This is a genomic window from Kitasatospora sp. NPDC057512 (assembly GCF_042802135.1).
Taxonomy (GTDB): Bacteria; Actinomycetota; Actinomycetes; order Streptomycetales; family Streptomycetaceae; genus Kitasatospora.
This window is the reverse complement of the sequence record NZ_JBHVET010000174.1, coordinates 1-12,621: the sequence shown is the minus strand read 5'-3', so window position 1 is coordinate 12,621 and position 12,621 is coordinate 1. Positions and strand designations below refer to the sequence as shown.

Here is a 12,621-nt window from a genome sequence, read left to right as displayed (position 1 = left end):
CCCCCAGGGGAGCGGACCGGGCCTCCGGTCAGGCGTCGGAGCCTCAGTGCGAGTGGCCGTGGCCGTGGCCGTGACCGTTGTCGGCCTCCTCCTCCTTCTTCTCCACCACGAGGGTCTCGGTGGTGAGAAGCAGGGAGGCGATCGAGGCGGCGTTCTCCAGGGCGGAGCGGGTGACCTTGACCGGGTCGATGACGCCGGCCTTCACCAGGTCGCCGTACTCGCCGGTGGCGGCGTTGTAGCCCTGGCCGATCTCCAGCTCGGAGACCTTGGAGGTGATGACGTAGCCCTCCAGGCCGGCGTTCTGGGCGATCCAGCGCAGCGGCTCGTGCAGCGCCTTGCGGACCACGGCGACACCGGTGGCCTCGTCACCCGACAGGCCCAGGCCCTCGTCCAGCACCTTGGCGGCGTGGACCAGGGAGGCGCCACCGCCGGCGACGATGCCCTCCTCGACCGCGGCGCGGGTCGCCGAGATGGCGTCCTCCAGGCGGTGCTTGCGCTCCTTCAGCTCCACCTCGGTGGCGGCGCCGACCTTGATGACGCAGACGCCGCCGGCCAGCTTGGCCAGGCGCTCCTGCAGCTTCTCGCGGTCCCAGTCGGAGTCGGTCGCGGCGATCTCGCCCTTGATCTGGGCGACGCGGCCGGCGACGGCCTCGGCGTCACCGGCACCGTCGACGACCGTGGTCTCGTCCTTGGTGATGGTCACGCGGCGGGCGGTGCCCAGCACGTCCAGGCCGACCTGGTCGAGCTTGAGGCCGACCTCCTCGGAGATGACCTGGCCACCGGTCAGGACGGCCAGGTCGCCGAGGATCGCCTTGCGGCGGTCGCCGAAGCCCGGGGCCTTGACGGCGACGGCGTTGAAGGTGCCACGGATCTTGTTCACGACCAGGGTCGACAGCGCCTCGCCGTCGACGTCCTCGGCGATGATCAGCAGCGGCTTGGAGGCACCGCCCTGGAGGATCTTCTCCAGCAGCGGCAGCAGCTCCTGGATGGAGGAGATCTTGCCCTGGTTGATCAGGATGTACGGGTCCTCGAGGACCGCTTCCTGGCGCTCGGCGTCGGTGACGAAGTACGGCGACAGGTAGCCCTTGTCGAACTGCATGCCCTCGGTGAAGTCCAGCTCCACGCCGAAGGTGTTCGACTCCTCGACGGTGATGACACCGTCCTTGCCGACCTTGTCGATCGCCTCGGCGATCAGCTCGCCGACCTGGGTGTCCTGCGCGGAGAGGGACGCGACGGCGGCGACGTCGTCCTTGCCCTCGATCTCGCGGGCGACGGACAGCAGGTGCTCGGAGACCGCGGCGACGGCCTTGTCGATGCCCTTCTTCAGGGCGGCCGGGCCGGCACCGGCGGCGACGTTGCGCAGACCCTCGTTGACCAGGGCCTGGGCCAGCACGGTGGCGGTGGTGGTGCCGTCACCCGCGACGTCGTTGGTCTTGGTGGCGACCTCCTTGACGAGCTGCGCGCCAAGGTTCTCGTACGGGTCGTCCAGCTCGACCTCGCGGGCGATGGTGACACCGTCGTTGGTGATGGTCGGGGCGCCGAACTTCTTGTCGATGACGACGTTGCGGCCCTTGGGGCCGATGGTCACCTTGACGGTGTCGGCCAGCTTGTTGACACCGCGCTCCAGCGAGCGGCGGGCGTCCTCGTCGAACTGCAGGATCTTCGCCATGTTCCCTATTCCCTCGGGGCTGCGGCCGGCCCACCGGCCGCCGAACTACGTGAACCAACAACCACGCCCCGGGCCCCTGTCACTGGGACACGGATCCGGGGCGGGTCGGTACGTCTTACTTCTCGATGATCGCGAGGACGTCGCGAGCGGAGAGCACCAGGTACTCCTCGCCCTGGTACTTCACCTCGGTGCCGCCGTACTTCGAGTACAGGACGATGTCACCCACGGCGACGTCGAGCGGCAGACGCTGGCCGTCCTCGAAGCGGCCCGGGCCGACGGCCAGGACGACGCCCTCCTGGGGCTTCTCCTTGGCGGTGTCCGGGATAACCAGGCCGGAGGCCGTGGTGGTCTCGGCGTCGAGCGGCTGGACCACGATGCGGTCCTCGAGCGGCTTGATGGCAACCTTGCTGCTGGTGGTCACGTCCGAGCTCCCCTTCGGAGATTACGGGGTTTTCTAACGGGTAGGGGCGATCCTGTGGGCCTGCCGTCGCGGGGGTCAGACACACGTCGTCGCGTTAGCACTCCCCTAGTGGTGAGTGCCAAGGACGACCATAGGGCCGTGTTAGCACTCAGTCAACCAGAGTGCCAACGGCGAGTCCCGGAAGTCCCCGGTCGCAGATGAGTAGCCGTACTCATGTACGACCGGGCCCGGCCCCGCCAGACTCCTGCCATGACCTCGATCCCGGTGCGCATCGGCCCGTCCCGGCCCAAGGACGCCGCCCTCGCCCTGCTGTCGCTGCCCCTGCTGGGGGCCGTGCTGCCGTTCGTCGCCTTCTTCCTCGTCGCCTGCCTCGGCAACATCCCCGGCTACGACGGGGACGGGCGCGGGTGGGCCTTCCTGGGCATCGGGATGCTGGCCGCCCCGGTGGTCGCCCTGGCGGCGGGCCTCGTGGTGGCCTTCCGCAGCCGGCGGTCCGGCTACCGGTTCCTCCCGGTCGCCGCCGGGCTCGCCCCGTTCGCGCTGCCGGCGGTGCTCTCCTCGGGCGTCCTGTGGCGGTGAACCGGCTGCCGCTCGCCGACCCGCTGCGCCCGGTCGGCCGTCCGACGGACCTGCTGCTCGCGTCGCTGACGGTCCTGGGGGCCGCCTCGCTGCTGGCGTTCGGCTGGATCGCGGCCTTCCTGGCCGCGCTCGCGCTGGAGGCCCACCCCGCGATCGGCGGCTGGGCGGCCCGGGGCGTCGCGACCGCGCTGCTGCTCGTCCCGGTCCTGGCGGTGGCCCGGTACACCCACCGGCGGGGCTACCGGATCACCCCGGTCGCCGCCGCGGTCAGCCCCGCCCTGCTGACCGTCCTCGCCGGCGCGGGGTGGCTCCGGTGAGCCGGCCCCACGGCGCGCCCGGGCGGCCGCCGATCCACTGGGCGCCGGACCTGGTGCTCGCCGCGCTGGTGCTCGCCGGGGCCGTCGCGGCGGCGTTCGTCGGGTCGTTCGTGCTCAACGCGCTGAAGCTGCTCGCCCTGTACGGCCCCGGGGTGGTGGCCCTGGACGTCTTCGGCGTCGTGGTGCTGCTCGTGCTGCTGGCGCTGACCGGCCTCGGCACCCGGCGGCTCGGGTACCGGATCACGCCGTACGCCGCGCTGGCGGCCGCGCCGCTGATGCCGCTGGTGTTCTGGCTGACCTCCGGCGTCCCCGTCATCGGCCGGTGAACGGCGGCGCCGCCGCTCCGGCCGACCGGCCGACCGGCCGACCGGCCGACCGGCCGACCGGCGAGAATGGCCCCGTGGACACCGAGAACCTCCAGCCGCTGCTGACCCCCGAGGGCCAGGCCCTGCTCGCCGAGCTGCGCGAGTTCACCCCCGAGGAGGAGCTCGCGCTGGCGACCCGCCTGCGGCGGGAGCACCCGGCGGAGCTGGTGTCGGCCGCGTTCGGGCAGGCGCGGCTGCGGCAGCGGGCGCGGGCGAAGTTCGGGGCGGACGCCGACCTGATGTACTTCACGCCCAACGGGGTCGAGCAGTCCACCCGGCGCAGCGTGGCCGAGTGGCGGGCCCGGCGGTTCGCCGACCTGGGCGTACGGCGGCTGGCGGACCTGTGCTGCGGCATCGGCGGGGACGTGCTGGCGCTGGCCCGGGCCGGCATCGAGGTGCTGGCCGTCGACAAGGACCCGGCGGCCTGCGCCGCCACCGCGGCCAACGCGGCCGCGCTGGGCCTGGCCGACCTGGTCGAGGTGCGCTGCGCGGACGTCGCCGAGGTGGACGTCACCGGCTACGACGCGGTGTTCACCGACCCGGCCCGGCGCACCGCGCGCGGCCGGGTGTTCGACCCGGAGGCGTACGCCCCGCCGCTCTCCTGGGCGATCGAGGCCGGCCGCCGGACCCCGATCGGCGCGCTGAAGGTCGCGCCGGGCATCCCGCACGAGGCCGTGCCGGAGGACGCAGAGGCCGAGTGGGTCTCCGACCACGGCGACGTCAAGGAGGCGGTGCTCTGGTTCGGCACCAGGGCCGCGAGCCCGCACCGCGCCACCCTGCTGCCGCACGGCGCCAGCCTGACCGGCGGCGACCTGCCCGACCCGCCGGCCGGCCCGGTCGGGCGCTACCTGTACGAGCCGGACGGCGCGGTGATCCGGGCCCACCTGGTGGCCGAGGTGGCCGGGCAGGTGGGCGGCCGGCTGATCGACCCGAAGATCGCCTACCTGACCTCGGACGAGCTGGTCGCCACCCCGTACGCGCACGCCTTCGAGCTCACCGACGTGCTGCCGTTCAACATCAAGAAGCTGAAGGCGCTGCTGCGCGAGCGGGCGGTCGGCACGGTGGTGATCAAGAAGCGCGGGATGGCGATCACCCCGGAGGAGCTGCGCCGCCAGCTCAAGCCCTCCGGGCCGAACACCGTCACGGTGATCCTCAGCCGCACCGACCACGGGCCGCTGATGATGCTGGGCCAGCCGGTCTGACCCCCGGCGCGGCGGCCCGGCCCACGGCTCCGGGACCGGGCTACGAGGCGGGCGCCTGGATGTAGTCCTCCAGCCGGGCCACCGAGAAGCCCTGCTCCTGGATCCGGGCCAGCAGGTCGCCGAACATCTGGGTCATCGTGGCGCCCTTGAGCTCCTTGGGGCCGCGGAAGTGCGCCAGGACGATGTCGCCGGGCTTCAGCTTCTTGTCCGCGGCCTGGTACTGCATGTCGTGGATCTGCATCGACTCGCGCCAGAGCACGATCGCGCGCGGGCCGCACTGCTGCACCGAGGTGTTGAGCATCGGGGTGTTGGCGCCGTCGCCGAACGGCGGGCGGAACAGCAGCGGAGCGGTGCCGTACTGCTGGGTGAGCGCGGCCTGGTCGTCGCAGATCTCGGACTTCTGCTTGTCCGCCGACAGCTTGCTCATCACCGGGTGGTCCACGGTGTGGTTCTGGACGTGGTTGCCCAGCGCCTGGAGCGGCTTGAAGTAGCCGTAGTCGTTCTTGACGATGTCCTTCGTCAGGAACATCGAGATCGGCACCTTGAGGTCGGTGAGCATCTCGACGAACTTCGGGTCCTTCTCGGCGCCGTCGTCGATGGTGATGAAGACGACCTTGTCGGTGGTCTTCACATCGCTGAACACCGGTACGGGGCCGGTCCGTTCGAGCTTGATCGGCTTGTCGGCGGGCGGCGCCGGGGCGGGGGCGAGCGGGGTGAGGTTCCACTTGGCCCAGGCCGCCGCGTCCGCGCCCGCCGGGGCGCCCGCCGAAGGGGGCGCGGACGCGCCGGTCGGCGCCGCGCCGGTGGGCCGGGGCGTGGTCGCCGCCGTCGTGGCGGCCGGGGCGGCGGCGCCACCGCCCCCGTTGTCCCCGCACGCGGTGGCGAAGGCCAGCAGGGCCAGCGCCCCCACCCCGTACGTCCTGGTCCTGCTCCGCCTGATCACCGCTGCGCGCTCCCGGTTCCCGTCCAGCCTTCTCTCAGCTATGCACGGTACCGACCGCCGCGGCGGTTCCCGGCCAGGGGTTACTCGACGTGCTCGCTGGTGAAGGACCAGCGGTGCACCGGACGGCCGAGCAGCCCGGCCGGCGGGTCGGCGACGGGCACCGGCTCGCCGTTCCACCAGGTGATCAGCAGCACCCGCTCGCCCGGGGCGGAGAGCAGTTCGAGGCGCTCGAGACCGGCCGAGCCGCGGACCGCGGGCAGCACCGACTCCCGTACCCAGGCGGCGAGTTCGTCCCCCCGGCCGGACGCCGCCCGGGCCTCCCACATCGCGGCGACGGTCATGCCGCGCCACCGCCGAGGGCGTCGTAGGCCTGGCCGTGGAAGTCCGTGTGGGGCACGTGGGTCTCGGTCACCGGCAGCGAGGAGTCCGCCGACAGGTCGAGGGCGGACGGCGTGCGGTCGCGCCACACCATCTCGGCGCCCAGCGCCGCGACCATCGCGCCGTTGTCGGTGCACAGGCCCGGCCGGGGCACCCGCAGCCGGATGCCGGCCCGGTCGCAGCGCTGCTGGGCCATCTCGCGCAGCCGCGAGTTGGCCGCCACGCCGCCGCCGATCATCAGGTGGTCGACGCCGTTGTCCTTGCACGCCTTGACGGCCTTGCGGGTGAGCACGTCGGTGACCGCCTCCTGGAAGGACGCCGCCACGTCGGCGACCGGCACCTCCTCGCCGGCCCGGCGCTTGGCCTCCACCCAGCGGGCGACGGCGGTCTTCAGGCCGGAGAAGGAGAAGTCGTACGCCGGGTCGTTGCGGCCGCTCAGCCCGCGCGGGAAGGCGATCGCCTTCGGGTCGCCCTCGCGGGCCGTGCGGTCGACGATCGGGCCGCCGGGGAAGCCGAGGCCGAGCACCCGGGCGACCTTGTCGAAGGCCTCGCCGGCCGCGTCGTCGATGGTCGCGCCGAGCGGGCGGACGTCGCTGGTGATGTCCTCGCTGAGCAGCAGCGAGGAGTGCCCGCCGGAGACCAGCAGGGCCATCGTCGGCGAGGGCAGCCGGCCGTGCTCCAGCTGGTCGACGCAGATGTGCGAGGCGAGGTGGTTGACCCCGTACAGCGGCTTGTCCAGCGCCCAGGCGTACGCCTTCGCGGCGCTGACGCCGACCAGCAGCGCGCCGGCCAGGCCGGGGCCGGCGGTGACGGCGATGCCGTCCAGGTCGCTCGCCTTGATCCCGGCGGTGTCCAGGGCGCGCTGGATGGTCGGGACCATCGCCTCCAGGTGCGCGCGGCTGGCGATCTCCGGGACGACGCCGCCGAAGCGGGCGTGGTCGTTGACGCTGGAGGCGACCGCGTCGGCCAGCAGCGTGGTGCCGCGCACGATGCCGACGCCGGTCTCGTCGCAGGAGGTCTCGATGCCGAGGACGAGCGGTTCGTCAGCCATGGCGGGTGTCCTCAATGTCCTTCGGGTCAGTGCTGTCAGTGCTCGGGTGGTCGAGGCGCATCACCAGCGCGTCGACGTTGGCGGGCTGGTAGTAGCCGCGCCGGATGCCCACCGGTTCGAAGCCGTGGCGCTCGTACAGCCGCTGGGCTCGCGGGTTGTCCACCCGCACCTCCAGCAGCAGCTCGGCGCACTCGCGCCGGGCGGCCTCCCGGATCAGGTCGGTGAGCAGCGCCGTGCCGAGGCCGGCGCCCTGGTGGCGCTCGTCGACGGCGATGGTCTGGACGTCGCCCTCGCCGGCGATCGCCATCAGCCCGGCGTAGCCGACGATCCTGCCGTCCGGGGCGGCCGCGACGGTGTAGTGGCGGGTGCCGCCGGGGTGGGACTCGGCCAGCTCGGACCAGAACATCCCGGCGGACCAGGCGTCCTCGGGGAAGAGCCGCAGCTCCAGCTCCAGCACCGGCGCGATGTCCCACCAGCGCATCGGGCGCAGGGTGGTGCCGTGGTTCACGCCGGGAGCACCGCCTTGTAGGCCGCGGGGACCTGGGCGTCCGGGCGGCGCAGGTACAGCGGGTGGTTGGGCAGCAGCTCGCGCCCGGCGGCCAGCTCGGCGGCGGCGAAGCCCGCCAGGGCGCCGGCCGAGACGTGCTCGGGGCCGTGCGCGCCCGGGAAGGCGTCGGGGTAGAGCAGCGCGCCGGCGCCGACGGAGCGCCGCTGCGGGGTCAGCTCGGCCGGGCGGTCCACGGCGGGGCCCTCGGTGCGGCGGCCCTCGGCGTCGTACGAGGCCCAGTAGACCTCCTTGCGGCGCGCGTCGGTGGCGGCCGTGAACGGCTGCCCGGCCAGGCCCTCGGCGCGGGCCTGGAAGGCGATCGCGTCCAGCGTGCAGACGCCGTGCACCGGCAGCCCGAGCGCGTGGCCGAGCGCGGCGGCGGTCACCAGGCCGACCCGCAGGCCGGTGTACGGGCCGGGGCCGACGCCGACCGCGATGCCGGTCAGCCGGTGCTTGTCCACCCCGGCGGCCCGCAGCACCTGGTCGATCGCGGGCAGCAGCAGTTCGCCGTGGCGCCTGGCGTCGACCTGGTGGGTCTCGGCGAGGACGGCCGTGCCGTCGTGGACGGCGGCGGTGACGGCGGGGGTAGCGGTGTCGAACGCGAGCAGCAGCACGGGGTCAAGGTTAGACCGACGTTGGGCCGACCGGCCGATCGGCAGGGTGTACCAGGCGGGAACACAGATCCGAGGCACTGCGACCCGCGCGGATGAACCTGGCACGATGGGGCCGTACGTAAAGGGACGGCGGCGGGAGCGGCAACGTGGCGAAGATGGGTCCTGGAGTGGTGGTCACGGGGTTGACCCTGGGGGCCCTGGCGGTGGTGAGCCTGCTGGCCTTCCAGGCCAACGGCGCCCAGGACCGGGCCGGCGGCCCCAAGCCCACCGCCACCACCACGGCGACCGGCACGGCCACCGCCGCGGCGCCCACCGCCGCGGCCACCCCGACCGTCCCCCCGCTGCCGGCCACCTCGGGCACCGGCACCCGGGTGGTGTACTCGGTCGGCAGCCACTACGTCTGGCTGGTCGACCCGAAGAAGAGCCCGCAGGTCGCGGCCGCCTTCCCGGTCACCCCGGGCTCGGTCGAGCCGGCCCCGGGCAGCTACGCGGTGTACAGCCGCACCCCGACCACCACCGGGACGGACGGCAAGCAGATCGAGCACGTGGTGCGCTTCGCGCAGCAGAACGGCGTGGTGTTCGGCTTCAGCGCGGCGGTGGACGGCGCGACGCCGACCACCGACCCGAGCGCCAAGACCGGCGGCATCCGCAGCGGCCGCGCCGAGGGGCAGCTGCTCTGGGACTTCGCGCCGAAGGACACCAAGGTGGTCGTGATCGCCTGAGCCCGGAAGGGACCGGGCGGCCCGGGTTCGGGTCCGGTTCCGGTTCGGGCTTCGGGCTTCGGGAGGAGCGGCCTCAGGCGGCCCGGGGCGTCCGCGCCTCGGGCCGTTCGTCGTGCCCGGGCCGCGGTTCGGGCGGTGTGGACACCGCCTCGGCGGCCGCGCAGGCGGCCAGCAGCGCCCGCATCGGCTCTCCCGGAGCGCGGCGGGCGGACTCTCCGGCCCCGGCGGCGGTGACCGCGCGCTGCGGGGCGGGGGTGGTGCTCGACATGGCGCCTCCCTAGTTAGGCAGACCTAACCGCAGCACCCATCCCACCACGCCCGGCACCCCGGCCGCAACATCTTGCCGACACTCTGTCGGCAAGATGTCGGCACGTCGTCGGAGCCCCGTCGGCGGGTCGTCCGCGGGTCGTCGGACCCCTCCCGGCTACCCGAGTTCCGCCAGCGCCGCGTCCGCCCAGCGCGGGCCGATGCCGGTCAGCACCACCCGACGCGGGTCCTGGTCGTCCCCACCCCCGGTACCGCCGATGGCGCGCTCGATCCGGACCTCCAGCCGGTCCTCGGACAGCCGCTCGACCTTGCCCTCGCCCCACTCGACCACGACCACCGACTCGGGCAGCGAGACGTCCAGGTCGAGGTCCTCCATCTCGTCCAGGTCCCCGCCCAGCCGGTACGCGTCCACGTGCACCAGCGCCGGGCCGCCGACCAGCGAGGGGTGCACCCGGGCGATCACGAAGGTCGGCGAGGTCACCGCCCCGCGGACCTGCAGCCCCTCCCCCAGGCCCCGGGTCAGCGTGGTCTTCCCCGCCCCCAGCTCGCCGGAGAGCAGCACCAGGTCACCCGGCCGCAGCAGCGCGGCCAGCTCCCGGCCGAGCCGGCCCATCCGCTCCGGGGTGGGGACGGTGAGAGTGGCGTGCGAGCCCATGCGCGTGTCTTGCCCTTCGGTCCGTACGGCGCGCCGACCACCGGCCGCCACCGCTACCGTGCCACATCGGCGGGCACCCGCGCGGCGGGCGGGGCCTTCGGGCGGGCGCCCGGGCGTACGGGCGCTCGGGCCTCAGGCGGGGTCGACGACGGTTTCCGCGGCCCGCTCCCCGGCCAGGTCGAGGACGGCCGCGGGCAGCGGCGCGGCCCCGGCGAAGCCGGCGGCCCGGCGCAGCAGCCGGGCCAGCTCGTGGTCGACCAGCTCCGGGCACTCCAGCATCACCAGGTGCCCGGCGCCCTCGGCCAGCACCAGCTCCGCGCCGGGCAGCCGCTCGGCCATCGCCTCGCTGTGCGTCGAGGGCGTCAGCAGGTCCTTCGTCCCGGCCAGCACCAGTGCGGGCAGGCCGCGCAGGGCGTCCAGCGCCTCGTACTTCTCGTGCGCGCCGAACACCGGGTAGAACTCGGCGACCACGTCGATCGGGGTGGCGTCCAGCAACTGCTCGGCGAAGCGCACCACGCCGGGGTCGACGTCCCGGCCGCCGAAGGAGAACCTCCGGTAGAACACGGCGGCCACGTCCGAGCCCAGCCGCCTGGTCGCCTCGACCAGGTCGACCTGGCGGCCCAGCAGCTTCACCACCCCGGGCGCGACCTTCTTGAACAGCTTCGCGCCGGCCCTCGGCAGGCCGAGGCTGACCTCGTTCCAGTCCCCGGCGAGGGTGCCGATCAGCGCCACCCCGGCGACGCGCTCGCGGAACAGCTCCGGGTGCTGGTCGGCCAGCGCCATCACCGTCATGCCGCCCATCGAGTGGCCCACCACCACCAGCGGCCCGGTCGGCGCGACGGCGTCGATCACCGCCTTGAGGTCGCCGCCCAGCTGGTCGATGCCGGCCGGCTCGCCCGCCAGGTACGAGCGGGAGCGCTCGGAGCGGCCGTGGCTGCGCTGGTCCCAGAAGACCAGCCGCAGGCCCTCGCGCAGCGCGGCCCGCTGGAAGTGCCAGCTGTCCTGGTTGAGGCAGTAGCCGTGGCAGAACACCACCGTCAGCGGCTCGGCACCGGTCCCGCCGTCCGGCCCGCTCCAGCCGGTGCCGTCCAGCTCGACGTACAGCTCGGTGCCGTCCGGCGCGGCCACCGTCCTCGGGCGGCCGCGCAGCGAGCCGTACGGGGCGTTCGCGTCCAGCTCGGCCCGGGCCCGGCGGCGCATCGCCCGGCCGACGGTCAGCCGCTCGATCGCGACGCCCGCGGCCGCCCCGGCCGCCAGCACGCCGACCGAGATCCCGATCACACCCGCCCGGCTCACCCCGGAGGCGGCACCGGCCGCCCTGGCGACCGCCGCGACCGGACTGCCCTCGGCCGGCGTCCCGGTCATGCCGACGGGACCTCGGCGTGGCTGCCGCCCAGGTAGCGGCGGGGCACCCGGGCGCCGATCCGGGTGATGATCTCGTACGAGACGGTGCCGCAGGCGCGGGCCCAGTCCTCGGCGGTGGGCTCGCCGCGCTCGCCGTTGCCGAACAGCAGCACCTCGTCGCCGATCGCCGGGGCGTCGCCGCCGAGGTCCACCACGAACTGGTCCATCGCGACCCGGCCGGCCACCGTGCGCCACTTGCCGTCGACCTGCACCGGGCCGGTACCGCTGGCGTGCCGGGGGATGCCGTCGCCGTAGCCGACCGGGACCAGGCCCAGGGTGGTCTCGCCCGGCGTCGTGTAGTGGTGGCCGTAGCTGACCCCGTGCCCGCCGGGGACGTGCTTGACCAGCGCCAGCCGCGCGGTCAGCGCCATCACCGGGCGCAGCCCGAAGTCCGCCGGCGAGCCCACCTCGGGCACCGGCGACAGCCCGTACGCGGCCAGGCCGGTGCGGACCAGGTCGAAGTGCGACTCGGGCAGCAGCAGGGTGGCCGGGGAGTTCGCCAGGTGCCGGACCTCGGGGCGCAGCCCGGCGGCCTCGGCCGTGGCCAGCGCGGCGCGGTAGGAGTCCAGCTGGGCCTGGATCGACGGGTGGCCGGGCTCGTCCGCCGCGGCGAAGTGCGACCAGACGCCGACGACCGTCAGCAGCCCCTCCGCCTCGGCCCGGCGGGCGGCGGCCACCAGCCGCGGCCAGTCGTGCGGCTGGCAGCCGTTGCGGCCGAGGCCGGTGTCGGCCTTCAGGTGCACCCGGGCCGGGATGCCGGTCTCGCGCACGGCGGGCAGCAGCTCGTCCAGCGCCCACTGGCCGCTGACCGAGATGTCCAGGTCCGCGCGCAGCGCCTCGCGCCACGGCCCGCCCGGCGTCCACAGCCAGCACAGGATGCGGGCCTGCTCGGGGCGGATGCCTGCGGCCCGCAGGGCCAGCGCCTCGTCCGGCGTCGCGCAGCCGAGCCAGCCGACCCCGTTCGCGACCGCCTCCCGGGCGCACTCGACCGCGCCGTGGCCGTAGGCGTTCGCCTTGACCGCGAGCATCACCGCCGTGCTGCCGACGCGCTCGCGCAACGCGGCGAGGTTGCCGCGCAGGGCGGCGAGATCGATGGTCGCCTCGGCCCGTACGCCGTCGGTGAGGGTGGCTGTGCCGATCGTGTTCGCAGTTGTCATCAGGGTCAGTCTCCCAGACGTCCCGGAGTCCTCGCCGAACGGCCCGTCGGCGCGGCGGCCGACGACCGGGCCGCGCGCACCGCGCCGACCTGCGGCGAACCGCTCGTCCGTCCCTTGCACGGACGCGTTCGACGGACCGTCCGGTTCCGGTTCCCGGCCCTCCGGACGTCCTCCCGGCCTTCCCGGTCAGGACGTCCGGACCGCCCGCCACACCGCCGGCAGCGCGCCGGCCACCGCGAGCGCCGTCGTCGGGGCGCCCGGCTCGCCCACCGCCTCGCGGCCGGCCAGGCCGTGCAGGTAGGCGGCCGCCGACGCGGCGTCCAGTGGCTG

The 12,621-nt window shown here is 74.4% G+C and carries 16 protein-coding genes; 5 read left to right on the top strand and 11 right to left on the bottom strand.

What is annotated here, in order from left to right:
* Positions 1-43: 43 nt before the first annotated feature.
* Positions 44-1,669, bottom strand: coding sequence for a chaperonin GroEL (gene groL, locus ACFU6K_RS14430; protein ID WP_380663078.1), 1,626 nt, complete (start codon positions 1,667-1,669; stop codon positions 44-46).
* Between the two features lie 115 nt (positions 1,670-1,784).
* Positions 1,785-2,090, bottom strand: coding sequence for a co-chaperone GroES (groES, locus tag ACFU6K_RS14425; RefSeq protein WP_014136232.1), 306 nt, complete (start codon positions 2,088-2,090; stop codon positions 1,785-1,787).
* Between the two features lie 249 nt (positions 2,091-2,339).
* Here groES and ACFU6K_RS14420 point away from each other — a divergent pair, with 249 nt between their 5' ends.
* The 4 genes from ACFU6K_RS14420 (at position 2,340) to ACFU6K_RS14405 (ending at position 4,553) form a co-directional block, all read left to right on the top strand.
* Complete coding sequence (locus tag ACFU6K_RS14420) at positions 2,340-2,669, top strand: hypothetical protein (RefSeq protein ID WP_380663077.1); 330 nt, start codon at positions 2,340-2,342, stop codon at positions 2,667-2,669.
* A complete protein-coding gene (locus ACFU6K_RS14415; protein WP_380663075.1) occupies positions 2,666-2,986 on the top strand; it encodes a hypothetical protein in 321 nt (106 codons plus the stop codon). Before ACFU6K_RS14420 ends, ACFU6K_RS14415 begins: the two co-directional genes overlap by 4 nt.
* Complete coding sequence (locus tag ACFU6K_RS14410; RefSeq protein WP_380663074.1) at positions 2,983-3,312, top strand: hypothetical protein; 330 nt, start codon at positions 2,983-2,985, stop codon at positions 3,310-3,312. Before ACFU6K_RS14415 ends, ACFU6K_RS14410 begins: the two co-directional genes overlap by 4 nt.
* A 74-nt stretch (positions 3,313-3,386) precedes the next feature.
* Positions 3,387-4,553: an SAM-dependent methyltransferase gene (locus ACFU6K_RS14405; protein ID WP_380663072.1), complete on the top strand. Its 1,167-nt coding sequence runs from the start codon at positions 3,387-3,389 to the stop codon at positions 4,551-4,553.
* A gap of 40 nt (positions 4,554-4,593) precedes the next feature.
* Here the strand turns inward: ACFU6K_RS14405 and ACFU6K_RS14400 are convergent, their stop codons facing one another.
* The 5 genes from ACFU6K_RS14400 to tsaB all read right to left on the bottom strand — a co-directional run bounded on the left by ACFU6K_RS14400 (position 4,594) and on the right by tsaB (position 8,086).
* Positions 4,594-5,496, bottom strand: coding sequence for a polysaccharide deacetylase family protein (locus ACFU6K_RS14400; protein WP_380663071.1), 903 nt, complete (start codon positions 5,494-5,496; stop codon positions 4,594-4,596).
* A gap of 80 nt (positions 5,497-5,576) precedes the next feature.
* A complete protein-coding gene (locus ACFU6K_RS14395; protein WP_380663069.1) occupies positions 5,577-5,837 on the bottom strand; it encodes a hypothetical protein in 261 nt (86 codons plus the stop codon).
* Positions 5,834-6,925, bottom strand: a complete 1,092-nt coding sequence (gene tsaD / locus ACFU6K_RS14390; protein WP_049655951.1) for a tRNA (adenosine(37)-N6)-threonylcarbamoyltransferase complex transferase subunit TsaD — start codon at positions 6,923-6,925, stop codon at positions 5,834-5,836. Before tsaD ends, ACFU6K_RS14395 begins: the two co-directional genes overlap by 4 nt.
* Positions 6,918-7,406 carry a ribosomal protein S18-alanine N-acetyltransferase gene (rimI, locus tag ACFU6K_RS14385; protein WP_049655961.1) on the bottom strand — a complete coding sequence of 163 codons (489 nt, stop codon included), beginning with the start codon at positions 7,404-7,406 and terminating at the stop codon, positions 6,918-6,920. Before rimI ends, tsaD begins: the two co-directional genes overlap by 8 nt.
* Before the next feature lie 23 nt (positions 7,407-7,429).
* Positions 7,430-8,086: a tRNA (adenosine(37)-N6)-threonylcarbamoyltransferase complex dimerization subunit type 1 TsaB gene (gene tsaB / locus ACFU6K_RS14380; protein ID WP_380663068.1), complete on the bottom strand. Its 657-nt coding sequence runs from the start codon at positions 8,084-8,086 to the stop codon at positions 7,430-7,432.
* A 155-nt stretch (positions 8,087-8,241) separates the two neighbouring features.
* Between tsaB and ACFU6K_RS14375 the strand changes: the two genes are divergently transcribed.
* Complete coding sequence (locus ACFU6K_RS14375; RefSeq protein ID WP_049655963.1) at positions 8,242-8,808, top strand: hypothetical protein; 567 nt, start codon at positions 8,242-8,244, stop codon at positions 8,806-8,808.
* A gap of 73 nt (positions 8,809-8,881) precedes the next feature.
* On the opposite strand, the gene ACFU6K_RS14370 is transcribed toward ACFU6K_RS14375, so the two are convergent.
* The 4 genes from ACFU6K_RS14370 to alr all read right to left on the bottom strand — a co-directional run bounded on the left by ACFU6K_RS14370 (position 8,882) and on the right by alr (position 12,291).
* A complete protein-coding gene (locus ACFU6K_RS14370) occupies positions 8,882-9,076 on the bottom strand; it encodes a hypothetical protein (RefSeq protein WP_380663066.1) in 195 nt (64 codons plus the stop codon).
* Positions 9,077-9,232: 156 nt separating this feature from the next.
* Positions 9,233-9,730, bottom strand: a complete 498-nt coding sequence (tsaE, locus tag ACFU6K_RS14365; protein ID WP_380663064.1) for a tRNA (adenosine(37)-N6)-threonylcarbamoyltransferase complex ATPase subunit type 1 TsaE — start codon at positions 9,728-9,730, stop codon at positions 9,233-9,235.
* Positions 9,731-9,862: 132 nt separating this feature from the next.
* A complete protein-coding gene (locus ACFU6K_RS14360; RefSeq protein WP_380663063.1) occupies positions 9,863-11,095 on the bottom strand; it encodes an alpha/beta fold hydrolase in 1,233 nt (410 codons plus the stop codon).
* Complete coding sequence (gene alr, locus ACFU6K_RS14355; RefSeq protein ID WP_380663061.1) at positions 11,092-12,291, bottom strand: alanine racemase; 1,200 nt, start codon at positions 12,289-12,291, stop codon at positions 11,092-11,094. The genes ACFU6K_RS14360 and alr overlap by 4 nt, the downstream gene beginning before the upstream one ends.
* Between the last annotated feature and the right edge of the window lie 330 nt (positions 12,292-12,621).

What these genes read in the sequence shown, in the direction of transcription:
- groL (WP_380663078.1), bottom strand. Translation starts at nt 1,669, where the DNA reads ATGGCGAAGATCCTGCAGTTCGACGAGGACGCCCGCCGCTCGCTGGAG.
- ACFU6K_RS14420 (WP_380663077.1), top strand. Translation starts at nt 2,340, where the DNA reads ATGACCTCGATCCCGGTGCGCATCGGCCCGTCCCGGCCCAAGGACGCC.
- ACFU6K_RS14395 (WP_380663069.1), bottom strand. Translation starts at nt 5,837, where the DNA reads ATGACCGTCGCCGCGATGTGGGAGGCCCGGGCGGCGTCCGGCCGGGGG.
- tsaD (WP_049655951.1), bottom strand. Translation starts at nt 6,925, where the DNA reads ATGGCTGACGAACCGCTCGTCCTCGGCATCGAGACCTCCTGCGACGAG.
- rimI (WP_049655961.1), bottom strand. Translation starts at nt 7,406, where the DNA reads ATGCGCTGGTGGGACATCGCGCCGGTGCTGGAGCTGGAGCTGCGGCTC.
- ACFU6K_RS14375 (WP_049655963.1), top strand. Translation starts at nt 8,242, where the DNA reads ATGGGTCCTGGAGTGGTGGTCACGGGGTTGACCCTGGGGGCCCTGGCG.
- ACFU6K_RS14370 (WP_380663066.1), bottom strand. Translation starts at nt 9,076, where the DNA reads ATGTCGAGCACCACCCCCGCCCCGCAGCGCGCGGTCACCGCCGCCGGG.
- tsaE (WP_380663064.1), bottom strand. Translation starts at nt 9,730, where the DNA reads ATGGGCTCGCACGCCACTCTCACCGTCCCCACCCCGGAGCGGATGGGC.
- ACFU6K_RS14360 (WP_380663063.1), bottom strand. Translation starts at nt 11,095, where the DNA reads ATGACCGGGACGCCGGCCGAGGGCAGTCCGGTCGCGGCGGTCGCCAGG.
- alr (WP_380663061.1), bottom strand. Translation starts at nt 12,291, where the DNA reads ATGACAACTGCGAACACGATCGGCACAGCCACCCTCACCGACGGCGTA.